Origin of the sequence: Pseudomonas sp. PDM03 (genome assembly GCF_014852385.1) — a bacterium.
Lineage (GTDB): Bacteria > Pseudomonadota > Gammaproteobacteria > Pseudomonadales > Pseudomonadaceae > Aquipseudomonas > Aquipseudomonas migulae.
This window is the reverse complement of the sequence record NZ_JACVBM010000023.1, coordinates 38640-64202: the sequence shown is the minus strand read 5'-3', so window position 1 is coordinate 64202 and position 25563 is coordinate 38640. Positions and strand designations below refer to the sequence as shown.

At 58.8% G+C, this 25563-nt stretch carries 14 protein-coding genes; 9 read left to right on the top strand and 5 right to left on the bottom strand.

The window, feature by feature from the left end:
* Positions 1–355: 355 nt before the first annotated feature.
* From IB254_RS25300 to IB254_RS25275, 6 genes are all read left to right on the top strand, one after another.
* Entirely contained in the window at positions 356–847 is a 492-nt protein-coding gene (locus tag IB254_RS25300) for a CS1 type fimbrial major subunit (RefSeq protein ID WP_192420083.1), read from the top strand.
* Positions 848–956: 109 nt separating this feature from the next.
* Positions 957–3479: a TcfC E-set like domain-containing protein gene (locus IB254_RS25295; RefSeq protein ID WP_192420081.1), complete on the top strand. Its 2523-nt coding sequence runs from the start codon at positions 957–959 to the stop codon at positions 3477–3479.
* Between the two features lie 39 nt (positions 3480–3518).
* A complete protein-coding gene (locus tag IB254_RS25290; RefSeq protein ID WP_192420080.1) occupies positions 3519–4259 on the top strand; it encodes a molecular chaperone in 741 nt (246 codons plus the stop codon).
* A gap of 5 nt (positions 4260–4264) precedes the next feature.
* On the top strand, positions 4265–4756 hold the full coding sequence (locus IB254_RS25285; RefSeq protein ID WP_192420078.1) for a CS1 type fimbrial major subunit: 492 nt from the start codon (positions 4265–4267) through the stop codon (positions 4754–4756).
* A gap of 51 nt (positions 4757–4807) precedes the next feature.
* Positions 4808–6067, top strand: a complete 1260-nt coding sequence (locus IB254_RS25280) for a hypothetical protein (RefSeq protein ID WP_192420076.1) — start codon at positions 4808–4810, stop codon at positions 6065–6067.
* 136 nt (positions 6068–6203) lie between these two features.
* Positions 6204–7424 (top strand): hypothetical protein, encoded by a 1221-nt coding sequence (locus IB254_RS25275; RefSeq protein WP_192420074.1) that lies wholly within the window; start codon positions 6204–6206, stop codon positions 7422–7424.
* Between the two features lie 44 nt (positions 7425–7468).
* Here IB254_RS25275 and IB254_RS25270 read toward each other — a convergent pair whose 3' ends face one another.
* Positions 7469–12547, bottom strand: a complete 5079-nt coding sequence (locus tag IB254_RS25270; RefSeq protein WP_192420072.1) for an NEL-type E3 ubiquitin ligase domain-containing protein — start codon at positions 12545–12547, stop codon at positions 7469–7471.
* A 153-nt stretch (positions 12548–12700) separates the two neighbouring features.
* Positions 12701–15817 (bottom strand): transglycosylase domain-containing protein, encoded by a 3117-nt coding sequence (locus IB254_RS25265; protein ID WP_192420070.1) that lies wholly within the window; start codon positions 15815–15817, stop codon positions 12701–12703.
* Between the two features lie 770 nt (positions 15818–16587).
* On the opposite strand from IB254_RS25265, the gene IB254_RS25260 reads away from it, so the two are divergent.
* The gene (locus tag IB254_RS25260; protein ID WP_192420068.1) at positions 16588–18009 is read left to right on the top strand and encodes an amino acid permease; all 1422 of its coding nucleotides are present in this window, start codon (positions 16588–16590) and stop codon (positions 18007–18009) included.
* A gap of 971 nt (positions 18010–18980) precedes the next feature.
* Here IB254_RS25260 and IB254_RS25255 read toward each other — a convergent pair.
* Positions 18981–20129, bottom strand: coding sequence for an OpgC family protein (locus IB254_RS25255; RefSeq protein WP_192420067.1), 1149 nt, complete (start codon positions 20127–20129; stop codon positions 18981–18983).
* Positions 20130–20377: 248 nt separating this feature from the next.
* Here IB254_RS25255 and IB254_RS25250 point away from each other — a divergent pair, with 248 nt between their 5' ends.
* Both IB254_RS25250 and IB254_RS25245 read left to right on the top strand, forming a co-directional pair.
* Positions 20378–21319 carry a glycosyltransferase family 2 protein gene (locus IB254_RS25250; RefSeq protein ID WP_192420065.1) on the top strand — a complete coding sequence of 314 codons (942 nt, stop codon included), beginning with the start codon at positions 20378–20380 and terminating at the stop codon, positions 21317–21319.
* A 1-nt stretch (position 21320) separates the two neighbouring features.
* Positions 21321–22829: a glucosyltransferase domain-containing protein gene (locus IB254_RS25245; RefSeq protein WP_192420063.1), complete on the top strand. Its 1509-nt coding sequence runs from the start codon at positions 21321–21323 to the stop codon at positions 22827–22829.
* 15 nt (positions 22830–22844) lie between these two features.
* Here the strand turns inward: IB254_RS25245 and IB254_RS25240 are convergent, their stop codons facing one another.
* Positions 22845–24464: an FMN-binding glutamate synthase family protein gene (locus IB254_RS25240; protein ID WP_192420061.1), complete on the bottom strand. Its 1620-nt coding sequence runs from the start codon at positions 24462–24464 to the stop codon at positions 22845–22847.
* 177 nt (positions 24465–24641) lie between these two features.
* Positions 24642–25442 carry a helix-turn-helix transcriptional regulator gene (locus IB254_RS25235; protein WP_008032237.1) on the bottom strand — a complete coding sequence of 267 codons (801 nt, stop codon included), beginning with the start codon at positions 25440–25442 and terminating at the stop codon, positions 24642–24644.
* Positions 25443–25563 lie beyond the last annotated feature (121 nt).

Here is a 25563-nt window from a genome sequence, read left to right as displayed (position 1 = left end):
TGATTGATCTAATTATGCGTAACTAACAGAGAGTGATTATTAATAATTAGACCTAAGTAGTCTTTGTCTTACAGATACTGTATTTAGTTTGACTGTATGCTTTTTTCGTTAAAACTGTTTGTAGTATGTTTCTGTCGGGTGAACGGTTTAATTATTGATTTTGCAGATTTTTTCTACTTGCTCGTGGGCGGTTGTTACTACAAGTTCTTCGGAAGTTACGTACTTACTTTCTCAGATAATTGGCCGATCATTCTCTCCGTCGAAAGTTGAGCCAAATTGCCACTATTCAAGACGGCAATAGGGACGATTCACGCTTTCCACGGACCAATCCTTTGAAAAAGACAGGTACTAAACAATGTTCAAGAAGTTTGCAATCGCCGTTCCGATGACCCTCCTGGCCCTGAGTGCTTCGATGGCGTTCGCTGCGGATGAGTCGCGCACCTCCATCAACATCACTGCAGAAATCCCGAGCAAGGTGTTTCACGCTCAACCCGTGGACCTGAACTTCGGTAAAGACGAAAGAATGCAATACCAAATTGGCGCCGGCACCCTGTCGGAGGTCCGTGGCACCTTTGATATCCAGCACACCAATGGCTCGGTGGGCGCTTACGTCGTCGGCGGCCCGACCCCGCTGTTCAACGGTAATGCGACCTTGAACATTCCGCTGACCTACACCTTCAACGGCACCGTACTGACTGCCGATTCGCAGGAAGTGGTCGGCGATACCGAGTCCAACGGTGGCATGCGCGCAGACCTGGTGATTACGGCCGACAAGCCGGGCAACAATCAGGTGGGTATTTACACCGCCAACCCCGTCGTCATGTTTGATGCCATTCCGCGCATCTGAATGACAGCGTTCTGTCAGCAAGTTCTTGCTTGATAACGCGCACCGATCGATAGGGTTGTAATCCCTGTCGATCGGGTTTCACCGTCTTTATCCACAGAGTATTTCTTTCATGTTCCCGATGACTCCCATCGCGACGGCGCTTGCCTTGTGTTTTTGCGCAACTGCCCTGGCCGCGCCAGCGGATAACGGCCATACACCTCGAAGTTTGCTGGCGCAGGCCAAGGGTTTACCGAGCGAATTCGAAGAACACTTCTTCGATGTACCGTTGGCGGTGCGCGTGGAACTTGATCAACAATTTCTGGGTGAGGCGATGGTCGTGTTAACCCGCGACGACCGCATCACCCTCGTTGACTTCACCGATGTCAGCGACAGCACAATCAAAGCCAGTGAACGCGACACCTGGTCTGACTATTTGAAGCAAGGCGTGGTGCTGGGCAATTGCGAGGCGAAATGCCCCGAGTCGCTATTGGCCGTGCACTACAGCCTGGAAAACTCGCTGGTGTCGATCCTCACGGAAAACGCCGAGCGCGACGATCAGGTCCAGCGTTATTACAACCAGCCCGAAGGTGGCAGCACCGGGTTGATCGTGCGCAACCAGTTGAACCTGAACGGCGGGCAAAACCAGGACCTCGGTGGGCGCTATGGTCTTGAAGCCAGCAGCAGCCTCGGCAACTGGACTCAAGCGGTGAACCTTCAACTGTCGCGACTGGGCGGTGTGGATAACCAGACCTATCACGCCGTGCATGAGCTCTATACCCAGCGTGAACTGGAAGGCAGCTTTGTGCGCCTGGGCTATTTCACCCCGACCTCCGAAGGGCTGACCCGCCAGCCGCGTTCCTTCGGCGCGAGTCCCGACACGGCGCTGGGTGTGATGTACGGCAGCTCCGACAGCCTGGCCATCAACCAGCCGACACCGGCGGTCTACCCGATCTACGTCACCGCCAATCGCCAAGGCTCGGTGGAGATCTACCGCGACGGTTTGCTGATCAATACGCAGGCGATGCCCGCAGGCCTGCAAACCCTTGACACGCGGCCGTTGCCCGGCGGTATCTATGAAGTTGAAGTGCGCCTGATCGAAGATGGCCAGATCACCTCCAGCACCCAGGAACTGGTCTACAAACCGAACAACTGGCGCAACCACGACGAGCAATGGCGCTACAACCTGTTCGCCGGGCGTGAATCCAAATTGCTCAGCAACTGGGACGATCAGAACGACGGCGACATGACGGCCGGTGCCGCCTTCAACTTTCTGCTGCACCCGCGTGTCATCCTCGGCCTGTCGGGTCGACAGGTGCGTGACAGCCTGCAATATGGCACCTCGGTCGATTGGGCCGTCGTCAACAATGCCAGCGTCTATGCCAACGTCTACAAGACCGAGGACCACGGCACCGGTTTCGACGTGCAGGGGCTTTATTCCTACGGCAGCGGCAGCATCGTCGCCAGCCACAACCGCAGTTGGCTCGACACCACCCGGCTCTACGACACGCTGCCGGACGGCACGCGAGTACGACAGCGCAACGTGTTTATCGGCCAGACCAGCAACTCGTCGTTGTCGCTGAACCATCGGCTCACCAGCAAAACTTCGGTCAATGCCAGGGTGTCCCACAGCGAGGGCAACACCGAAGGCGTCGGCGTGGATCTGGGCTGGAACCAGCGCGGCCGATTGTTCGGCAGCGACGCCAATTGGCGCTTGTCGTTGTTCGACAGGCCGGGCAGTTTCAGCTCGGGCAATGACCGCAATCGTGGTGTCGACCTGAGCGTCAACATCGCCCTGGGCGGGCCGGGTGAACAGATCTCCGGCAGCATCGGCACCCGCACCGATCGCGACGGCGGACGCGATAACAATGCCTCGGTCACCTACCGCAAAGATTTGCAGGATCACCTGCTGCAAAGCGTTTCTGCCACGGCCATCACCGACACCTATGGCATCGGCATGAACGCGATGGCGACGATGCAATCGGAGCGGGTCAACGCTGACGGTTTTATCCAGCGCTCCTCATTCAACAACGATTTCACCGGTGGCTTGAACCTCGATAGCACTGTCGCCGTCGGTGGGCAAAAAATGGTCGTGACCAGCCAGTACCACCGCAACGGTGCCGGCATGATCATCGATGTCGAATCGGACATTGATGACATTGCCCTGCGTGCCGACGACTTGAGCGGTGGCAGCGCGGTGCTCAGGCCGGGGCGCAATTTCGTGCCGATCACCGCCTACAAAAGCAGCTCGGTCAGTTTCGATTTCGAGGGCAATCACGTGCCCGCCGCGACCATCCAGCCGGCGCGTTCCAGCTATCACCTGAACAAGGGCGGCGTCGAGTATCGCCAGGTTCGCGTAATGAGAACCCTCACCGTGCTCGGTCGCCTGGTGGACTACCAGGGCAGCCCGCTCAAGGGCCACCACATCATTAACCACGCCAGTCGCGGGGTGAGTGAAGTGGACGGCTTCTTCTCCATGGAAATGAACGCCGGTTCACCGACCCTGGAAGTGCGCCACGGCAACCAGTTGCTGTGCCAGTTCCGACTCGACCCGAGCCAAGGCCGTACGGAAAACAATGTGCTGATGATCGGCGACCTGCGTTGCACGCCGGATACGTTGGCGGACGCAACGACAGGGACGCCGACGGCAGGCTGATGCCCGGCAATACGCACTTTATCTATGAGGTAAATGACGATGAAACGTCGGTTGGCACTGATTGGTTTTTGTTTATTCACGCAGACGGCACGCGCCGGGCCGAGCATCAATATCGGCACGGTTTACGACTACCTGGATGGCGATAAAAGTACCTATTTGAAGCGCGTCTTCAATGGCGGCGACAGCACTGCGTTCGTCAAGGTCAACATCCTGGAAATCCTTTACGACGCCGATGGCAAGTCGCAGGAAGTGCCGCTCAAATCCAGTGCCGACGGCAGCGCCCGGGACGGCTTGATGGCCAGCCCGGCGCGGCTGATCGTGCCCGCCAGTGGCATGCAGGGCACGCGACTGCTGTACATGGGCGAGCGTGACCGCGAGCGCTATTTTCGGGTGCGTTTCGTGCCGGTGGTGCCCGAGAAGGAAGACGAGTTCGCAGTCTCCGGCGAAGAGCGTGAGGAATACAAGAAGACCTTGTCTGCCGGCGTCACTGTGCTCGCCGGGTATGGCGCGGTGTTTTTCGTCCGACCCAAGGACACGCGTTACGCCAGCGTGATCGAGAACGGCGCGACGGATTACCGCATCCGCAACGACGGCAACACCGTGGTGGTGATCGATGAGTTCAAGGATTGCGCGGTCAAGAACGATCAGGACTGTATGCCGACCACCAAGCATCACATCCTCGCGGGCCGCAGCTTTCAGTTCGAGAAACAGGCCGGTCGCGAGTATCGCTTCACTCTGGTTGAAGGCGAGAGCAGCAAGAAGCTCGATGTGAAGGGCTGATGACCATGTTCAGAAAACTGATGGTTCTGATGGTGTCGGCAATGACATGCCATTCAGCATTTGCTGCCCGTGAGGTGCAGCATTTCGAAGTGTTCGTGACGATTCCGAGCCAGGCGTTCTACGTCATTCCCGCAGACACAGGCTGGATTCATCGCGAACAGCAATTGCCGTGGAATCTGGCGACCTCGACCTTGGGTGGCTTGCGCAAGTATTTCGATGTGAAGAATGAGGCTGGCTCCATCGAAGCCCGGCTTGAGGGCAGGCCATATCTGTCCAACGGGACGCCGGCGCATGACATTGGTTTGCGTGTGTTGTTCAACGGAAAGGTGTTGAGCGAACTGGAGAGCCGCGATGTGGTGTCGATGAGCGAGGCAGCGCCGGGTAAACGCGTGTTGCTGGAGATCGCGCCGGTGCTGCCGGTCGATGGGATTTACAAACCGGGCAGCTATTTCGGCAGCGTCAATTTGATTTTCAACGCTGTGCTGCCTGATGCGTGATGCCAGGGTGAAACAGTCAGCGGAGCCGTGCGGGTACGATTGGGGTAAAAAATGAACCGTCTAAAGGAAGCCAATCGAAATGTACGCGGCGTCGGATTGGGGCTACTGCTTACCGTGTGCGGGTCTTCGGCCTGGGCGATAGATGTCTCGATCCAAGCATCCTTCAGACCAGATTCTGCGAACCCTCAGCAGAATAAATTCAAAAATGACACGCCACCCAGTGGATATTGTGCAAGCCATCCGGCCGAGTGCGACGCTAACCAGATGTTCAGCTTGCGCGTACCGATTCAGTTCAACTCCAACGCGCCGATCGAGGCGAATCATGCATCACCTCGCCAGGGGGCGACATTCAAGGTGCCTGCCCAGTGGCGCGAATTGTCCGTGGTCCAAGAGACGACGGGAGAGCCGGAGATGGTCAGGGTCCGAATTGCAGGTTTGGGCTCTGATTATGTTACGGAAGATGTCGTCGGCCTTGTGGGCGGTGGGAGTGACTACCGACTCGCCCACAATCAACTGTGGGGCGCCAGTTGGGTGAATGCGCCTGCTCCGTGCCTGTACAGTGGTGTCGGTTATTACGGCAATACGTCCTACGGTTTTTTCTGGAAAACACCGGCAGAGGGCAGCTGTTCGAAGCAAGCACGGTTCAACGTACCTTGGTTGCGCTACGACTATCTGGATTTCGCCTATGAACTGGTTACGCCCAATCCGTTGGGTATGTCTGCGGGTCGCTATTCGGGAAGCCTGACCTATAGCGTCGGGCCAAACGGCGATTTCGACATGGGCGATGTCATGCAGCCGAGCGATTCGGCACTGACCCTGAATTTCACCCTGGAAGTACAACACACCCTCAAAGTCGAGATTCCACCGGGCGGCAATCGCGTCGAACTGGTCCCGCAGGGCGGCTGGCAGGCCTGGCTGACGCAGGGGCGCAAGCCGACACGGCTGTTCCGGGATCAGACATTCAATGTGTCATCGTCAAGTCGCTTCAAAATGAATCTGGACTGTCAGTACAGCCTGGATGGCAACCGCTGCGCGGTGCGCGACCCGATTTCAGGGCATGTCGTGCCACTCGACGTCAGCGTGACCCTGCCCATTGGCCTGGTGGATGCCGCCGGGCAACCGGTCAATCGCCGGCCGTTGCGCCGCGACGGCAGTGGCACGGAGATGTTCCAGCCGCGCTTTTATGTCGATCGAAAACCGGGAACGTTGCACTTCGAGATTGCACAGGATCAGGTCGGCGAGATGCTCAAGCCCGGTGTCGCAAGATCCTATGCCGGCAATGTTACGGTCGTCTGGGATTCGGAAGTTTAGCGGGTCAAACCGGGCAGTTATTTCGACAGCGTCAATTTGCTTTTCAGCGCAGCGTTGCCGGGGGCGTGACAAGCGCATGGCTTGGGGTAAAGAACCCGGGGGCAAAGTCACTGACGGAAAGGGAGTGGGTAGATTCATGAACATAATCAGGACGGCGAGCCGACTGTGTACGATAGTTTTGGCTGGCACATTCACGATGTCGGTCGAGGCGGTAACCCTGGAGATAACAGCCGTGTTCCGGCCGGATCCGGCTAAACCGATGCAAAATGCATTCGAGAATAAAACGCCTGCGGGAGGCTATTGCAAGGATCATCCTTCGTATTGCGAAAACGGTGTTTTCAGTATCGCGTTGCCCATTCGTTTCAGGTCCATTGCCCCTATTGCGGCGATGCATGAGGAACGTCAGGGGCCGATGTTCCGGGTGCCTTCGAACTGGAAAGACGTCACGGTCGTTCATGAAGCGACGGGTGAACCCGAGACGGTGAAAATACGAATAAACGGTATTGGAGCGGCCTATACGATCAAAACACCTCTTCCCGGAGGGGTCTGGCCAAGTTCGTGGGTTTATGCGCCTGCCCCTTGCGCCTATGGCGGTGTGGGGTATGGGAGTAGCTTGTATTACGCGTTCTTCTGGAGAGTCCCGGCCAATGCGGGGGTGTGTGCCAAGCAGGCTCAAAAGGAAATTACCGAGGCCCACCAGTTTGCTTACCAGGACACCGGTTTTTCCTACGAACTGATCACACCCAACCCACTCGCAATGTCGACGGGCACCTATCGCGGAACATTGAACTACACCGTTGGGCCGCTTCGTGATTTCGACATGGGTGATGTCATGTTGCCTGACGATGAGTTGATCACTCTCAACTTCACCCTGAACGTCGAGCACACCCTCAAGGTCGAGATTCCACCGGGCGGCAATCGTGTCGAACTGGTCCCGCAGGGCGGCTGGCAGGCCTGGCTGACACAGGGACGCAAGCCCACACGGCTATTCCGGGATCAGACGTTCAATGTGTCTTCGTCGAGCCGTTTCAAAATGAACATGGACTGCCAGTACAGCCTGGATGGCAACCGCTGCGCGGTGCGCGAGCCGGTTTCAGGACATACCGTGCCGCTCGACGTCAGCGTGACCCTACCCAGTGGCTTGGTGGATGCCGCCGCGCAACCGGTCAATCGCCGGCCATTGCGGCGCGATGGTAGTGGCACCGAGCTGATCCAGCCGCGCTTTTATGTCGATCGAAAACCGGGAACGTTGCACTTCGAGATTGCACCAGGCGAAGTCGGCGAAATGCTCAAACCCGGTGTCGCAAGATCCTACTCCGGCCTTGTCACAGTCATCTGGGACTCGGAAGTGGGTTAAGGCTTGAACCCTGATGCATCACCCGATGCATCAGGGGTTGCCGATTATTGCTCTGCGGCTTTTTGCAGCGCTGCGCGGGTCAGCTTTCTGCTCAGCTCTTTTTCTTCGTAGCCCATGTCGTGAAGCAGTCGGAAGTAGACCTCATCACTCATGTCTTCATCGGTCAGCACCATACTGTCATCGACATCCAGGCGGCGGGCGAGGTCTTGCAGGCGCTGCTTGAGTGCTCGTCGTTGTGCAATCTGCAGGCCTTTGGAGTTGGCCCAGGCGTGTTGAACTTCGCGCAACTCGTCCAGCAAGTCGCTCCTGGTTTCGTACAGCCTGGTATTGCGCCGGAACTCGTTCGGGAAGGTGTCACGCAAGTACTTTTGCCAGAACGGCTGTTCAAGCATGTCGTTGATCAAGCCATCGCCTGCCTCCATCGACATCACCGTATCGAAGGCCGTGTCGAGGGCTTCGGCGCTCACGCCGGCCACCGGGCGATACAGCATAGCCTCCGATTGCCAAGGTAAACCGAGGCGTGGAGCCAAGCCGGTTTCGTAGGCGAGGTACACCTCGACCTCATCGGGATTGCCCGGTCGACTGCCGAAATCGGCACGGGCAATGTCATCCACGCGCGCGAGGCGCGCGGCACCTTTTGCCAGGTTCACCAGTTTGCTTTCAAGGACAGCGTTGGAGGTCGATAAGGCATGGGCTTCGGAGGCGAGCACCTTGATACCCATGTGGTTGAACACTTGAGCCCCGGCATCGGCGCAGGTGGTGGGCGCCCTGGCCATTTCGAACAGATCCTTGCGCAACCCGGTGTCCAGATCGATGGCTTCGATCATGCGCCATACCCGGTTACTGAGCTGTTGGCGCAATTCGCCACCGGACCGGTAATCGGCCGAGAGGGTCTGTTTCTGGATCAAGGCAAAGAAATCTTCGGAGCCAGGCTCGGTCATCAGATCGTGCCAGGCGTCCTCGCGGAAAGTACCCAGCCCCCCGACTTCGGCACTCCACCAGACAGAGTCGTCCTTTGTCGGCCATTGAAGCATCGCGTCGGCGGCAGCTTCGGCATAGATCTGATCGGGCGCGAGGCCGACCGAGCGTCGATAGGCTTTGAACTTGATCAGATTGGCCTCCGAAAGTTTCTTCGGAAACAAGCGAGTCCGCGCCACGATGAAGGCGTCCTGCGAGCCAGGCACGACCGTCGGAATAACGCTGAGGGGGTTCTCCTGCAAATCCAGAAAGAAGCCCCGCGGTCGACGTTTGCTGAAGGGCCCGAACAGGCCATCGGGCCAGGTGGTTGCCCCTGTGTTGCTCAAACTCAGGATTCTCAGTTTGGGCATGCGCCCGACGTTTGGAAGCATGCCCAGCCGGGTGTTGTCATCGAGCCTGATGGTTTCCAGGTGAGTCAGGTTTCGCAGTTGCTCGACGGCCGACGGCGTCAAGGTGATGTCGTTGCTCATCAGCCGCAACGTACGCAGGTGGTGCATCTTGCCGATGGTCTCGGGAAGCCGTGTCAACCCGCAGCTGCGGGCGCTCAGTTGCCGAAGATGCGGGAAGTCGCTCAACAGGCCGGAGGAGGTTTCGGAAAAGTTTGTGCGATCCAGATTCAAGGTGCTGATCTGGTCGAGGAAATGCTTGATATCCGGCAGTTCCTTCCACCAGCGTTCGAGGTCGGGCACATCGAACTCAACGGACAGGTCCAGCGCATAACCGCCGTCGGCTGTGGTGCTGCGCTCACCGAAAACGGTGGATTTTCTTTTGAAACAATCGATGAGCCGTTCGGCAATGTGCTGTCCGCCACCGCGTACGAACCCTTGTCGATCAGGCCCCCATGTCTCCGGTCGCTGGTATTGCCACCGATTGAGTATCACGCGCAGGTCATCGAGCTCTCGATCCAGCCTCGTCAGCGTCTGACGTCCTTGCTCCGGCGAACCCAGGGATCGAACGAAGGTAGCGACCTCTCGTTCGTTGAAGTGCGGGTACACATCCTGCACCCGCTCGGTGAGCGTGGCGGCAGTGGTGGAGAAGCCGGGACCGCGCAACAGCGTCATGTCTTCGTGGTTCGCCATCGGGCGGATCGGCGGGGCGGCGAGTGCGGTGCGGCGTTCGGCCGGAGTATCGGTCTTGGCCATGACCCATTGCTTGAAAAACGCCCCCTGGCCCGGTCGATAACCCAACTGCGCCTGTTTGTTTTTCGGCAACGCCGTGAGCACGGCTTCGAAAAAATCAGCGGCGTCGTGCAGTTTGTGATTGTCGGCGTCCCAGACTTCGAACCGGTTGGCGTCGTCCTTGACCAGCACTCGCACCGTCGTCGCTTCATATGCGCCCACGCTGCCGCGCAGTGGTCCGGCATCGCTGCCTTCACGCACCTCGATACGTAATTGCGCGAAGGTGTCGGTATGAATCCTGAGCGCATTCAGCACCAGGCTTTCGGTTTGCGCCACCCACTGCGCGCCGTCATGAAAACCTTCGTACGCATGGTTGGTCCGGGCTTCGAAGGCGGCTTCACGGGCGCGGCTCTTCAGGCTCAACGGCAGGCGTTGCTCCTGGGTCATGCGCGTGAGGTCGGCCGCGTCGGAACTGTTCAGCAGCGTCTGTGCCGCGCGGGTCGGCAGCTCGGGGAATGTCTGGCGAATGAGTCGGACCTGCGGGTCGTCGGACGTTTCTGCACCTTGGTAAAGCTGATTGACGATGTCAGCGTTCAGTCGATTGGCTTCGTCCGCCAGTCGATTACGCAGGGCTTGCACCTGTTCACTTTTGGCGGTTGACCGACCGAGCATCGCTCGCAGCTCTTCTTCACTGAGAAACTCGACAAGCCTGGGCGCAAACTGCTCGCTCATGAGCTGTGACTGGCTGGTGGACAGCGTTTGCGCTTCGGTCACCTCGGGATTGCCGTACTGGCGAAAGCGTCCGGTCATGTCGGTGTCTTCATAGACCTTCAGGGCTTTATCCACAGGCCAGCCGTCCAGGTAAGTCGCCAGGGGTTCAAACCACCAGGAGGCAGGATCCAGAGGTTGACCGGTTCGAATCCGTTCAATGGCCTCGCGGGTCCGGTGCTGGATTTTCAAGCGTGTGAGGCTGTCGTCCAGCAGCGGTGGCGGGGACGTATTGTCGACGTACATCCGGCGCAGCGCAGCGTCGTCGGTGCCGCTGGCGATGCGCACATTGTCCAGTTCTGTGTCGCTGAAGCCGTCCACGGAATGGCCGAGGCGACGCATCAACGTCGGGCGTTGCCACGCTCGCGGGTTTTCGGCTTCGTGGGTCCAGGCGCCCCGGCCGTTATGTTTCAACCCAGGTAAATAGGCGTTGTCGCGATGCGGGTGCTTGACGCGGTAGTCGCCGGTTTGTGGGTCTTTTTGCACGGCGTAGTGTTTGTCATCCAGCGGCAAAATGTCCTGGCCTTCGTGGGCATGGAGACCCAAGGCGTCAGGTTTCGCTTTAGCGGGCAGTTTTACATTCGGCCTCTCATAAGGCTTGAGATCGGGATGCCACAGTCTTGGCTCGCCATTGGGCAGACTCACCGGTTTCATGCCTTCGATCAGCGGCGAAAGTTTCAGGCGCGCAACGTTGCCAATCTTCACCCCGGCGGCGAATGCCACCAACTGAATGACGTCGGTCACCACGCCGATGATGTGTTCGGCGGCTTCGATCCTCAGTCCCATGGTCATATCGACGATGCCTTCGATGACGTCACTGGCCATCTGATACGCCGTGTAGACCATCATCAATTCACCCAGCCCCGGAACGAACGGCGTGGCGACCATCAGTGCGACGTTGAAGATGTCCGAGACTATTTTCTTGAAGTTTTCCCACCAGGCCCATCGGGCATTGCTATCGCTATCGGCGGTGGACACGGCAATGTGTCGAGCGTCGTTCAGCACCTTGTTGAGCTTCTGCTGGAAGAGGTATTCCCAGAGTTCGCCTTGGATCGGTGCCGCCTTGAAATGCAGATTGGGTTTGTCGATTGGCACTTCCCGCCAGCTCGGTCCCTGCTCCAGCGGTGCTTTTTGATGCCATTTCACCTCGAACAGACGTTGCTGCAGCCCGCCGAAAAAATGCCCGCGCTCCGATTGATCGACGAACCGGCTGAAGTACTGCTGATAGGTCATGCCGGTGGATGAAACGACGTCGTTGTCGCGTAGCTGGCGCGTCAGTTCATTCATGAACGCGACGGTCGAGGGGTACTCTTTCAGTGGATGCTCAGGGTCCTGCGGGACGTAAACAATCACCGGCATCACCTCACGGATGTGTTGTTCCGGCCTGGGTGTGATCAACACGATTGCGCTCAGCGGGCGTTCGAGAATCGACAGTTCGGCAAATTGCATCACCCGGCCTTTACGGGTGAGGTTGCGCTGGCCATCGAGCATTTTCAGGATCAGGTCACTGGCCTCGGCGTCGATGTCGCCCTTCAGAACCGCCAATTGGACGGCGGCTTTGAACGCGGCTTTCTCGCTCTCGACGATTTTGAACTTCAAAAAACCTTGGGCGAGGCCGTCACTGGGCAGTAAGTGTTCTTCGAGGTATTTCGTGTAGCGCGCGCCGATGTCCAGTTCGCGGCAAAGGTTCTGGAACTGGGCAATGGACATTTTGCGTTTGATCGGCAGGACGTCGAAGTGCCCGCGTGCGTCGGGCTGGCTGATGAAGACCGAGTCCGGTTCGCAGGTTTCGTGACGTGCGAAGTTGTGCAGGGCGGCGTCCAGCAATGAGACGGTTCGGGTAACAACACCGCCGGAGATATCGAAGGCATACCACGGGCGTGCTTTGGGTAAGTACAGGTATAGGAACGTACTGGTCACATCGACATCGACGTTGAATTTTTTTTGCAGTGCATCGGTGAGTAACGGTTCGGCGAACGTGTAAACGTCCTGCACCTCATCCATGAACCGGTCGACTGCATTCTGCGTGGACCAGAGTTCAAGATTGGCTTCTTGTAACGGCGTGTGGTCGAAATCTCTGGCGCTCTGTATCCATTGCCCTGACGCCGTTTGTGTGAGGCTCAGTTCATGAGCCCGTCGCACTGACGCGCCTTTGAAAACGGGGTGGATACGGTTCTTGATGAACGCGTAATGGTGACCTTTATTGTCATCGGCCACGGGTGACGGTAGCGCTGATATACGTCCGTGTAAGTCAGTCATGCTTTCAATAAACCTTGAGCATTAAGTGGAGTGACCAGCCTAACGCCCGAGGTTCAAAGTAAAAGTCTGAATTCCCGCTGCTTGAAACGCGTTCTTCCCGGCGAAGCATTGGAATTTTCAATGCCGAAAATAGTTATTTACCGCCATCGTTTTTCAGCGTCGTGCGACCTCCACGGGCAGGCACTGCGTATGCGTGCCCGGTTGCAGATACGGCGTGAGAATCGGTGCCATGCCCTTGAGCACTTGCACCGGTAAGGCCGAGGTGAACTTGAAGGCTTCGGCCGTGCGCCCGGGGACGAATGCGGTCAACGTACCGAAGTGGCTATCACCGATGTAAAACACAAAGGTGGCCGTGCGGTTGATCGACTTCGAACTCAAGATTCGCCCACCGGAACCAATGGCTTCGATGCGGTTGTCACCGGTCCCGGTCTTGCCGCCCATGGCCAGCGGCTTGCCATCGGGGGTGATGAAACTGCCGGAAACACGTTTGGCCGTACCCGCGTCCACCACGTGCGACAAGGCCTCGCGCATGGCCGTGGCCACTTCGGACGGCATCACCCGTTTACCCACATCCGGGTCGTTGATCAGCTTGGTTTCATAGGGCGTATTCGCCGCGAAATGCAGGCTGTCGATGCGCAGCGTCGGCATGCGCACACCGTCGTTGAGGATGGTGCCGATCAGCTCCGCCAATGCCGCTGGGCGGTCGCCGGAACTGCCGATGGCGGTGGCCAGCGAGGGCACCAGGTGATCGAACGGATAGCCGACTTTCTGCCAGCGCGCGTGGATGTCGAGAAACGCCTCGATCTCCAGCATGGTGCGGATGCGGCCATCGCGGGCACCCTTATGTTTGCTTTTGAACAGCCAGCTATAGACTTCCTGGCGTTCGAACTGGCTGGCCTTGACGATTTCGCTCCACTTGGCGTCGGGGTGATTCAACAAATAACCGATCAGCCACAATTCCAGCGGGTGAACCTTGGCGATGAAGCCCTGGTCCGGCAAATCGTAGATGCCGGGGCTGTAATTTTCGTAAAGCCGTTGCAGGCGTTCGTCCGTGAGTTTCTCGGTGAGCTTGGCGCCTGAAAGGTGCGAGCGCACAAAGGTGTTGAAGCTTTCCTGACTGGCTTGCGGCAACAGGTAGCGATGCACCGCAGCCATGCGAATCGGCGTCGGGCGCATGCTGTCGAGGAAGGTTTCGAGCCGTGCCTGGGTGTCCTTGTTTTTGTAGCGCTTCCAGAACTTCAGCAGGAACGAAGTACCCTCGCGGTCGGCGAACTCGGCCAGGTATTCCTGGCGCCGAGGATCGCGGTCGTCCCCGAGCAGTGCCGCGCTGTTGTTCGGGCCGGAGTAGGTGGTGTAGCGCACCAGATCACGCATCAGCCGAATGAACGGCAGGTTGATCGATTCGCGCAGGGCATCGCGCAAGGTCGGTATGCGACCGTTGTCTTCCTTGCGGAAGTTGACGAAGGTATGCAGCCCGCCGCCGGTAAAAAAGGCTTCGCCGGGGCTGGCCGAGTATTTGCGGTCCAGCGCGGCGCTGAGCATGGCCGACAGGTTGTGGTCCTTGTTCTCGATCAGGTAATCGACGGCCCAGCGGCTCAGGCGATCCTGATCCGGGACGTCGACTTTCTTCAGTTCCGGGACGGTCATTTCGGCGTACTTGTCGTGCAGCTCGGCAATGATTTGCAGGTAAGTCGTCAGTACCCGCATTTTCGCGGTGGAGCCCAATTCCAGTTTGCTGCCTTCATTGATATCGAATGGCTGATCGGTGCTGTCGGTTTGCACACGCACCCGCGAACCGTCCGGGGTCAATTCGAACAGTGTGAAGCTGTAGCGCACTTGCGTGGTGCTGGTGGGGGTGAGCAGGCGTTCGCCCATCAAACCAATCTGCGTTGCAAACTCCGGGTCGGCCAGGTGCTTGAGGTACTCGGTGACCTGGGTTTGCAGTTCGCCTTGCAGGGTGCTGGTGGCCGAGAGATCCAGGCGATCGAGGTCGTACAGCGGACGATTGAGCAACCCGCCCAGGCGACTGCGTGCCACGCTGATGCCTTTGTTGGTTTCGATCGGTTGAATGGTCGGCTGGGTCTGCCAGTCGCGATAGGTCACTTTGCTGGCCAATGCGGCGGCGGCGAACGGCGCGTCGATCACAAAGTTTTGCGCCAACAGGCGAATGTGGCTGTCGGTGAGGTCGGCCAGCTCATCGCGGCCCTTGGTCAGGTAGTGGGAAGGGCGGCGCTGGGCAATCATCAACGACAGCATTTCACGCAGGGCCAGGCCTTTTTCCGCCATGGCCTTTGGATCCGTGTCGGTACTGGCCAGCCGTTCGTTGGCCTTGTTGAAATCGGCTCCGTACCAGACGCGCAAACCTTCGGCCATGCCGTGTACTTCCCCGTGCCCGGGCACGGCGGACAGGGGCACGCTGTTGAGGTAATCACGCACCACGTTCTGGCGCGCCGCAAGCGTTTCCGGCCCGGCCTGATAGGCGCGTACGCTGGCGGAAATCATCTGGCGGATTTTTTCCCCGCCGGACACGGTCAAGCCGTCGGGCGAGTGTCGATACTTCTCGAGTTGCGTCGCGAGGGTACTGCCGCCCGCTGATTGGCCAGGCATGTGCAGCATTTTGGCGACCTGCGACCACGCCGCCATGCCGAAACGCGGCCAATCCACGGCGGGGTTGGCCCGGGGCTGACGAGGGTCGAGCAGGAAGCGGTTTTCGATGAACAGCAAACTGCTGACCACCACCGGCGGAATCGCGTCAAAGCTTGAATAGAGCTGCTGCGGGTATTTGTACTGATACAGCGGCGCCGCACGGCAGTCGGTGATCGACAATCCTGCCTGGATCTTCTCCGCATAGGGCACGAAAAAGCCTTTGTCGGTGTAGTCCATCAACGGTTGGGAAAAGCGGGTTTGCGCCGCAACGACGTAGTCGCGCTTGATCAGGCGCGGCAGGAATTCACCCAGAGAGCTGTAGCCCAGACGCAAGTCAAAAGGGCCGGCCCCGGGATAGCGAATGGCATCGCTTGGGCCAGGCTTCAGTTCGTAACTCAGGGTAGCGGCATACTTGCTGGCTTCCCGGGATTGGAACTTCGAGGTACGCATTTCCCTGACAGCGGCCAACCCCAGAGCAATCAGGATAATCAACACCAGTAACCAAAACGCCTTCCACCCGTGTTTGGTACGACTACGACGGGGTTTTTCGGGGATAGGCGCTTCATCCACACGTTCAGTCGGGACCACAGTTTTACTCGTATCGGTTTGCCATAACGCGCCCATAGTCGACTGATCCATTCACGCAGATTGATCGGACTTGTTTGAAGCTTAGACGGTGGATGCTGCCGGTGAAAAAATTGTGAACACCCGGATATCGAATATTCACCATGACGGGGGATGAGCGAATGTTCTTTTTGCAGGGGGCTGGCTTGTTGGCGATGGCGATTTCACGGGCGCCATCGCCAGCAAGCCGGCTCCTACAGGGGGGAGGTGAGCCCGATATTTTGAGTCGCGCCTCGATCCGTAGGAGCCAGCTTGCTGGCGATGGCGGTTTCAGGGACGCCATCGCCGGCAAGCCGGCTCCTACAGGGGGGAGGTGACTTCCACATTTTGGACAGCGCCCCCGATCCGTAGGAGCCAGCTTGCTGGCGATGGCGGTTTCAGGGACGCCATCGCCGGCAAGCCAGTTCCTACAGGAGGGCCGTACTAGAGCCATCGCCACGTAAATGCTGCCTAGGTAGGGGCATGACGATGCACCAATGCTGTGCAATACTCCGTGCCGTTTTAACGGTAAAAATTCCTACAAAAAGTCAGGTAATGCGCCTCCAAAAACCGCGTTTTCTCCGAGATTTCTCGCTGAATATTGTGGGTTGTAGAGTGAAATATCCTGCAGGAAACTTTTTAGACTGCACGCCCCGCTGATCCTGGAGGGTTTTGCCCTGCAGGACGGTTCTGCCCACGAAGCAGGTCCGGTTTCAGGCAAGCAATGGCTTATCGGTCAGCGCTTCGACACTCGGTGGTCATATCCAATAACAAGACGAGGTTGTACCCCTATGCCAGTCGGCAATCACCTGCCCCACGGCGAGACCGCTCAGGGCGGCCCGCTTAAACGCGAACTCGGCGAGCGGCATATTCGCTTGATGGCACTCGGTGCCTGTATCGGTGTCGGTCTGTTTCTCGGTTCGGCCAAGGCCATCGAAATGGCTGGCCCGGCCATCATGCTGTCCTACATCATCGGCGGTCTGGCGATCCTGGTGATCATGCGCGCCCTCGGCGAAATGGCTGTGCACAACCCGGTCGCCGGCTCCTTCAGCCGTTATGCCCAAGACTACCTTGGCCCGTTGGCGGGGTTCCTGACGGGCTGGAACTATTGGTTCCTGTGGCTGGTGACCTGTGTCGCGGAAATCACCGCAGTGGCGGTGTACATGGGCGTCTGGTTTCCCGAGGTCCCGCGCTGGATCTGGGCACTTGCCGCGTTGATCAGCATGGGCTCGATCAACCTGATCGCCGTAAAAGCTTTCGGTGAATTCGAATTCTGGTTCGCCCTGATCAAGATCGTCACCATCATTGCGATGGTGATCGGCGGCGTCGGCGTGATCGCGTTCGGTTTCGGCAACGACGGCGTGGCGTTGGGGATTTCCAATCTCTGGGCTCACGGCGGCTTCATGCCGAACGGCGTGCAAGGCGTGTTGATGTCCCTGCAAATGGTGATGTTCGCCTACCTCGGCGTCGAGATGATCGGCCTGACCGCCGGTGAAGCGAAGAACCCGCAGAAGACCATTCCCAATGCGATCGGCTCGGTGTTCTGGCGGATTCTGCTGTTCTACGTCGGCGCGCTGTTTGTGATTCTGTCGATCTACCCGTGGAATGAAATCGGCACCCAGGGCAGTCCGTTTGTGATGACCTTTGAGCGTCTGGGCATCAAGACCGCCGCTGGCATCATCAACTTCGTGGTGATCACCGCTGCACTGTCGTCCTGCAATGGCGGCATTTTCAGCACGGGGCGCATGCTCTATAGCCTGGCGCAGAATGGCCAGGCTCCGGCCGGTTTTGCCAAGACGTCGAACAACGGGGTGCCGCGTCGTGCGCTGCTGTTGTCGATTTTCGCCTTGTTGCTGGGGGTGCTGCTCAATTACCTGGTGCCGGAAAAGGTCTTCGTCTGGGTGACGGCCATTGCTACTTTCGGCGCGATCTGGACCTGGGTGATGATCCTGCTGGCTCAGCTCAAGTTTCGCAAAGGTCTGAGCGCCAGCGAGCGGGCCGGGTTGAAATACAAGATGTGGTTGTACCCGGTCAGTTCGTATCTGGCACTGGCGTTTTTGGTGTTGGTGGTTGGTTTGATGGCGTACTTTCCGGACACTCGGGTGGCGCTGTATGTGGGGCCGGCGTTTTTGGTGCTGCTGACGGTTTTGTTTTATGTGTTCAAGCTGCAGCCGACTGGTGTTTCGCAAGGTTCGGTGCGTTCGGCTTCGTAGGGGTTGGATGGGGGGCATATCCGTTGCTGTGGTGACGGCTGCTTATGGTTTCGCCCTTACGGCGAGTCACTTGGAGAAGCGCCAAGTAACCAAGCGCTCGCGCCCCTGACGTACGGTGGCTCGCTAATGCTCGCCATGCCCTCGCTCCGGTCCTGCTCCGTGGGCCCGCCGCCATCGGCCATCCATGGCCGGGGGCGGCTAACCCGGCATCCTTGCCGGGTTGCCCACTGCGTAGAACCTCCACTCGGCCTTCCGACGGGGCAGATCAAAATCAAAAGCCAAAGCAAAGCAAAGCAAAAACGAGGCGGCCTGCCAGCCGACCTGTCTCTATGATCGTACGCATTCCCCTGTAGGAGCCGGCTTGCTGCGGGCGGCGTTCCGACGATTGCGTCTGTCCAGCCAATACATACGTTGACTGATCCACCGCTATCGTCGGAACGCCGCCCGCAGCAAGCCGGGTCCTACACGGGGACTGGGTTCACACGATTCAAAATTGTAGGAGCCGGCTTCCCGGCGATGGACGTCAACGATAACGCGGGCTGTCTGAATGAACGCGGTGCCCACACGTTTTTCGCCAGCAAGCCGGCTCCTACAGGGAATCGCGTACGCTTTTGATTCCCACCACTCATCAGGCCGAGCGTTAGCTCGCCTTCCGCTTTTGATCTGAGCGCCCCCTCGAGAGGCCGAGTGGAGGTTCTGCGTAGTGGGCAACCCGGCATGGATGCCGGGTTAGCCGCCCCCGGCCATGGATGGCCGATGGCGGCGGGCCCACGGAGCAGGACCGGAGCGAGGGAATGCCGAGCCTAGGCGAGGCACCGAACGAAAGGGGCAAGAGCGCTTGGTTACTTGGCGCTTCTCCAAGTGACTCGCCGTAAGGGCGAAACCAATAGCCGCCGTTACCGCAGCAACGGATATGTACACCAGCAAGAGATTGGTCGGCTGTCAGGCCGCCATCGCTGGCAAGCCAGCTCTTACAGAGAGATCCGTTCAGCTGCCGAACGCTGCGACCTGTTGACCGGCTGGTTCAACCGTTTATTGAACTCCAGCCAAGCCCCCAACAACGCCATCAACCCCGCACCCACCAAGGCTGTGAATATCTGCATGGCAAACGCATCGTCGGTCATGGCATTGACCATGTCCGCCAACGGCGCCAACAACACGCCGAGGCAAAAGATTTCCAGCGAATAACGCCCCATGCGACAACTTTGCTGCGCCAGCCAGTTTTGCGTCCAGCCGGTATCGGGCAACAGCTTCGCCGTGACATACGCCAGCGCCAGGAAGTGCAGCAACCGCACCGGCGACAAGTCAGTCTTGCTGATCGGGTACAACAGGTTGCTCAGCCACGCTGGCATCAGCGCGTCATGAATTTCCGGCCATCGCCAGGAGACAGTCAGCACGCCGGTGACCACCAAATACACCGCGGCACTGACAAACAACGGCCGGTGCAGCAACGGGCGCGCGTCAGGTAACCGGGGGCGCTGCCCGTAAGTCGCCGCCGCGCCGCCCAACACAAACAGCAGTTGCCAGACCACGGGGTTGAAGTACCACACGCCATCCTTGATGGCCGCCAGGTTCCAGCCGAACCACGGCGCCAACAGGTACACGGTCAACGACACGGCCACCACCGCCCATGGTTTGCGCACCAGCATCGGCAGCACCAGCGGCAAGCCGGCCAGCAGCACGATGTACAGCGGCAGCGGGTCCATGAGGTTCGGTTTGAAGCGCAGCAGCAGTTCATCGACCAGGGCTTGCTGCGGGTTGGTGATGAAATGGTGCATGCCCATTTCCTCCACCAGATCCCTCGTTTCCACGTGGCTGTTGGCGAAGAACACGATGCCCATCAGCATCGCCAGCAAGAAAATATGCACCACGTAGAGCACCCAGGCGCGGTGCAGAATCTTCACGCAGGCAATCAGGTAACCGTCACGTCGGAAGATTTTCCCGTAGGCCAGGACCGCCGCGTAACCGGCGAGAAACACGAAAATTTCCGCGGCATCGCTGAAACCGAAGTTACGCGGGGTGATTTGACCGAGGGGGTTGTGAGGCACGTGATCCCAGAAGATGAAGATCAGCGCCAGGCCTCGAAAAAAGTCGATTCGGTGATCGCGTTCAAACGTCATGACAGCGGGCTCGTGAACGGGTGTTGAATAAGGAGTGGTCAGCGCGGCAAAAGGTGGGCGCCGCGCATCGGCGGCGCGCAGGGTGGCGCGATTCGACGACAATTGCAAAAAACACGCTATTACTGAATGTCTCAGGTGTGACTGAATGAAAGAACCCATCCGCTGGTCTGCCCGCGCGATGGCGTGCCCGAATAATGGTGTACGGCAGCTGTCGAATCTTTACCGAGCATGGTTCAGGAGCGTGAAACGTGAAGGTTTCGCTGATCGTTCCGGTCTTCAACGAAGAGCAAGCGATCAGCCTGTTTTATCAGGCGGTGCAGCGCGAGTTGAGGCTGGGCGGCGACGAGATCGAGATCGTATTCATCAACGATGGCAGCTCCGACCGGACGGCTGAGCAGGTCAAGGCCCTGGCGCAAGTCGACGAGCGTGTGTTGCTGATCAACTTTTCGCGCAACTTCGGCAAGGAACCGGCGTTGTTTGCCGGCCTGGAATACGCTTCTGGCGATGCGGTGATCCCCATGGACGTCGACTTGCAGGACCCGATCAGCGTCATTCCACTGTTGATTGACGAGTGGCAAAAGGGCGCGGACGTGGTGCTCGCCAAACGCCGCAACCGGGCCACCGACGGTTACCTCAAGCGCCACAGCGCGGCGCTGTTCTACCACGTGCTGAACCGTATCGCGTACACCCGGATCGAAGAGAACGTCGGCGATTTTCGATTGATGGATCGCAAGGTGGTCAACGTGATCCGCGCACTGCCCGAGCATCAATTGTTCATGAAAGGCGTGTTGTCGTGGGCCGGGTTCACCACCGCGGTGGTGGAGTACGAACGCGCCGGGCGCGTGGCCGGCAGCAGCAAGTTCAATGGCTGGAAACTGTGGAACCTGGCACTCGAAGGGGTGACGTCGTTCAGCACCGTGCCGCTGCGTTTGTGGACGTACGTCGGCGGCGGCATTTCGATTTTCGCGGTGCTTTACGCGGTGTACATGGTGCTGGACAAGATTTTCTTCGGCAACAGCGTACCCGGTTACCCATCGTTGATGACCGCCATTCTGTTTCTTGGCGGTGTGCAGTTGATTGGCATCGGCATCCTCGGTGAGTACGTCGGCCGGATCTACATCGAGGCCAAGCACCGGCCGCGCTACGTCATCAAAGACATCGTCGGCGGCAAAGACCGACTCGGGCTTTAGCATGGGCCGATTTCGCGATGTGCTCGGCAAGGAGCTCGGCTGCCGGCAGGTCTGGCTGTTTTTTCTGCTCGCGACGTTGCTGTATGTACTGCCGCTGATCCTCGCGGACTACCCGTACATCGATGACAACTGGCGATCGCTGTCGGCGGGCATGGCCTGGGCGGAGCAGGGGCGCCTGTTTACCCAGCTGTTCTACAACCTGCTCACCTTCGGCAGCGCGGCGCCGAACATCTTTCCTTTGCCGCTGTTGATCGCCACGCTGGCCATGGCCTCGGCACTGAGCCGGCTGACGTTTCATTACTTTGCGCAACCGACGCTCGCCTGTTGCCTGGTGCCGTTGCCCCTCTGGTACAACCCGTTTTTTCTGCAAAACCTGTCTTATCAATATGACGGGCCCGCCATGGCCCTGAGCCTGGTGGCGGTGATCTACGCGATCACCTTTCGTCATCCTTCGCGCAGCCTGCAATGGCTGGTGCCTTCGCTCCTGATTGCGCTGGCGCTGGGGCTGTATCAGATCAGCCTGAATGTGTTTGTGGGCTTGTGTTGCCTGGAACTGCTGCGAGGCGTAAACGACCGTTTGGCCTGGCCGCAGTTGTGCAGGCTGATCGGCAGGAAACTGGCGCAGGTCATCATGGGCTGGTTGATGTATTGCGTCAGCGCCTTAGTGTTCATGGCGCAGGATCGTACGTTGTTGTTGAACTGGAGCGCCGCGCCGCTGCTGCAACTGCAGATCAACATCGGCAGAGTGCTGGAAAAAGTCGTGCTGCTGTTTCATGGCGGATTGGCCTGGGTGTTCGCCGCGCTGTTGCTGTGTGCCATCGCCGGCGCTGTGCAATTGGGGCTGAAGGTGTGGAAGCGTCAGGACAGTGGGCCGAAGAAAGCGTTGATCGGCCTGTTGTGTCTACTGACCTTGCCGGTCGTGACGCTGCTGGTGTCCGGCGTCGCGCTGTTTTTCCGCGACTTCAACGAGGGCGCTCGAACCCTGATGGGCTTCGCGGTTTTATTGATGCTGTTGTTCTACTTGAGCCATCTGGCGCTGGCGCAAATCCATGAGCGACTGACGCTGTTGCTGGCAGTTCCACTGCTGGCGATGCTGTCGTTGTCGTTTGCCTACGGTCGGGTGCTGACGGTGCAGAAAGCCTTCAGCACCAGCGCACTGTTCAGCCTTGAGCACGACATTTCGACGCATCGGGAATTGCGCGTGGCCAAGCGGATTTACATGTCGGTAACGTATTCCGATCACTGGCTGTCGGGGGCCGCAGGTTCGTTCAAGCAGATGCCGGTGTTGCACTACCTGCTGAACATCGACTTTTTCATGCTGGCCGAAAATCTGCCGAAGCTCGGCATCACCAACGTGGTCGCGGAGAAAGAGCGCCGCAATGCGACTCGTGTGGGTTATCTGGGGTATCCGCCGTTGCTGGAACGCCCCTACTACCGGATTTACCTGCTGGGGGACTACGGTTTTATCGTCATGAAAGAACCGGCCCCGCTCAAGGCGCTTCGCTGGTGAAGCGCCTCGCTGGACTCAGGCTGCTGCCACTTCATTGGGATCAAAACTGTCCGCCCGCGCCATCTGCCACATGCGTGAGTAGAACTCGCCGTTCACTTCTCCTGTGAGCAATTCCCCCGGTTTCAAAAACACATGCAGCTGCGAGAACAGCTTGATCTCGGTCGCGGACATGCGCCGCACCAGGTGCTTGGCCGACAACTGCGACGGATGATCGAGGCCGGCGGCGGCGAGCATTTCCGCGAGTGCCTTGAGGGTGTTGCGGTGGAAGTTGAACACCCGCTGGGCCTTGTCCGGGACGACGAGGGCACGCTGGCGCAAGGTGTCCTGCGTGGCGACGCCGGTCGGGCATTTGTTGGTGTGGCACGACTGCGACTGGATGCAGCCGATGGCGAACATGAAGCCGCGCGCCGAGTTGGCCCAGTCGGCGCCGATGGCCAGCACGCTGGCGATGTCGAAGGCGCTGACAATCTTGCCGCTGGCGCCGAGTTTGATTTTGTCCCGCAGGTTCAGGCCCACCAGCGTGTTGTGCACGAACAGCAGACCTTCGCGCATCGGTACGCCGATGTGGTCGGTGAACTCCACAGGCGCTGCCCCCGTGCCGCCTTCCTTGCCATCGACGACGATGAAGTCCGGGAGGATGCCGGTTTCCAGCATGGCCTTGGCGATGCCCATGAATTCCCACGGATGGCCGAGGCAGAACTTGAAGCCCACCGGTTTGCCGCCGGACAGTTCACGCAGTTGCTGGATGAAGTGCATCAGTTCGATCGGCGTGGAAAACGCGCTGTGCCGCGATGGCGAGATGCAGTCTTCGCCCATCAGGATGCCGCGGGTTTCAGCGATTTCCTTGGTGACCTTGTGCTTGGGCAGAATCCCGCCGTGGCCGGGTTTGGCGCCCTGGCTCATCTTGATTTCGATCATCCGCACCTGCGGGGTTTGCGCTTGGGCGGCGAAGCGTTCCGGGTCGAAGCGACCGTCTGCGGTGCGGCAACCGAAGTAGCCGCTGCCGAGCTCCCAGGTCAGGTCGCCGCCGTTTTCCCGGTGATACGCGCTGATGCTGCCTTCACCCGTGTCGTGGGCAAAGTTGCCGAGCTTGGCGCCCTGGTTCAAGGCACGAATGGCGTTGGCGCTGAGGGAGCCGAAGCTCATGGCCGAGATGTTGAACACCGATGCCGAATACGGCTGTGTGCACTGCGGGCCGCCGACCAGGGTTCGGAAACTGTTCGGGTCACTCAACGGCGCCGGGCGCATCGAGTGGCCGATGAATTCGAAACCCGACTGATACACATCGATCAACGTGCCGAAGGGTTTGTCGGCGCTTTCGTTCTTGGCGCGGGAATAGACCAGCGAACGCTGGGCCCGGGAGAAGGGCAGGGCGTCGCTGTCGGATTCGAGCAGGTACTGGCGGATTTCCGGACGGATGCCCTCCACCAGATAGCGGATGTTGCCGAGGATCGGGTAGTTGCGGCGTACGGCGTGAGGGCTTTGCAGCAGATCAAACAGGCCCACGAGGCTCAGGACGCCGGTGACAGCGGTGATCGGCCAGAGCCAGTCGTGTTCCAGGAACGGCAGACTGGCGAGGGTGAAAATCACACAGACGGCAAAGAAGGCGTAGCGGCTCAGGAGTGACAGGCTCATACGGTTTCCTTGGGTTCGGACTCAATGGTTTCAACGCACAGATGCATGGATACAGACATAGATCCCTGTAGGAGTGAGCCTGCTCGCGATTGCGGTGGTTCAGTCGACATCAATGCTGAATGAAAGACCGCAATCGCGAGCAGGCTCACTCCTACAGAAAAGCGCTCCACTGCGCACTCAGGCATTCTGCGCCTGGAGGAAAATCGAAAACAGCTCGGACTGGGACTTGATCCCCAGCTTGCTGTACATGTGTTTCTTATGGACTTTCACGGTTTCGACAGAGATTTCCAGCTTACGGGCGATTTCTTTACTGGAGCAACCGCTGAGCATCAAACGCCCGACATCCAGCTCCCGGGCGGTCAATTGCGCGCCTTTGAGTTGTTGCACCGAGGCTTCCAGCTGAACGCGCCAGTCACCTTGGACCGGTGCCGGCGCGAGAGCCACGACTTCGTTGATTTCGTAGGGCAGGCGCTGACGCAACAAACCCAGCACCCACGGCTGAATCAGCGACAGCAACGCGATCTGCTGGCCGCTGAAACGCTGTTTGCTGCCCAATGACAGGCACAACGTGCGGTCGCCTTCGAGCTGACAATTGAACTGGATTTCATCGGCCACCACATTCAGACGAAAGTAGCGCTGGTAATACTCGGTCAGCTCAAAGTGCTCCGGCGCCACTTCCGACAGGCGATACAGCCCGGTGCGCGATTGCTCGCGGCAGGCGATGTAGAACGGGTCGAGCAGGTACAAACCGCGCAGGTAATCCTGGAACAACTGATCCGGGCTGCCGTCTTCACCGGGACATTCGGCGAACACTTGCGGGTGCTGATCGGCGCTGAAAAGCAGCGCCACCCAACTGTCGAAGGTGACGTATTGATCCAATAACCGGACAAGCTGCGTCCAGAAATTCGGCTTGTCGAGAGCGTCGATCAGTTGCCCGACCGAACGGTGCCAGGCGATGTCGTCTAACGAAAGTGTCATGCATCTACCCCTATCGGGTTACCCCAGACGCGTGATTCCCTGGCCGGTTGCTTGCTGCGCATACTGGCGCACAGACAACGACCGGGCAATCTTTCTGCCGCCCGGCCACTAGAACAAGGAA

Bases quoted from the DNA above. Each gene is read 5' to 3' on its own strand.
- IB254_RS25300 (WP_192420083.1), top strand. From the start codon at position 356: ATGTTCAAGAAGTTTGCAATCGCCGTTCCGATGACCCTCCTGGCCCTG.
- IB254_RS25295 (WP_192420081.1), top strand. From the start codon at position 957: ATGTTCCCGATGACTCCCATCGCGACGGCGCTTGCCTTGTGTTTTTGC.
- IB254_RS25290 (WP_192420080.1), top strand. From the start codon at position 3,519: ATGAAACGTCGGTTGGCACTGATTGGTTTTTGTTTATTCACGCAGACG.
- IB254_RS25285 (WP_192420078.1), top strand. From the start codon at position 4,265: ATGTTCAGAAAACTGATGGTTCTGATGGTGTCGGCAATGACATGCCAT.
- IB254_RS25280 (WP_192420076.1), top strand. From the start codon at position 4,808: ATGAACCGTCTAAAGGAAGCCAATCGAAATGTACGCGGCGTCGGATTG.
- IB254_RS25275 (WP_192420074.1), top strand. From the start codon at position 6,204: ATGAACATAATCAGGACGGCGAGCCGACTGTGTACGATAGTTTTGGCT.
- IB254_RS25270 (WP_192420072.1), bottom strand. From the start codon at position 12,547: ATGACTGACTTACACGGACGTATATCAGCGCTACCGTCACCCGTGGCC.
- IB254_RS25265 (WP_192420070.1), bottom strand. From the start codon at position 15,817: ATGGGCGCGTTATGGCAAACCGATACGAGTAAAACTGTGGTCCCGACT.
- IB254_RS25260 (WP_192420068.1), top strand. From the start codon at position 16,588: ATGCCAGTCGGCAATCACCTGCCCCACGGCGAGACCGCTCAGGGCGGC.
- IB254_RS25255 (WP_192420067.1), bottom strand. From the start codon at position 20,129: ATGACGTTTGAACGCGATCACCGAATCGACTTTTTTCGAGGCCTGGCG.
- IB254_RS25245 (WP_192420063.1), top strand. From the start codon at position 21,321: ATGGGCCGATTTCGCGATGTGCTCGGCAAGGAGCTCGGCTGCCGGCAG.
- IB254_RS25240 (WP_192420061.1), bottom strand. From the start codon at position 24,464: ATGAGCCTGTCACTCCTGAGCCGCTACGCCTTCTTTGCCGTCTGTGTG.
- IB254_RS25235 (WP_008032237.1), bottom strand. From the start codon at position 25,442: ATGACACTTTCGTTAGACGACATCGCCTGGCACCGTTCGGTCGGGCAA.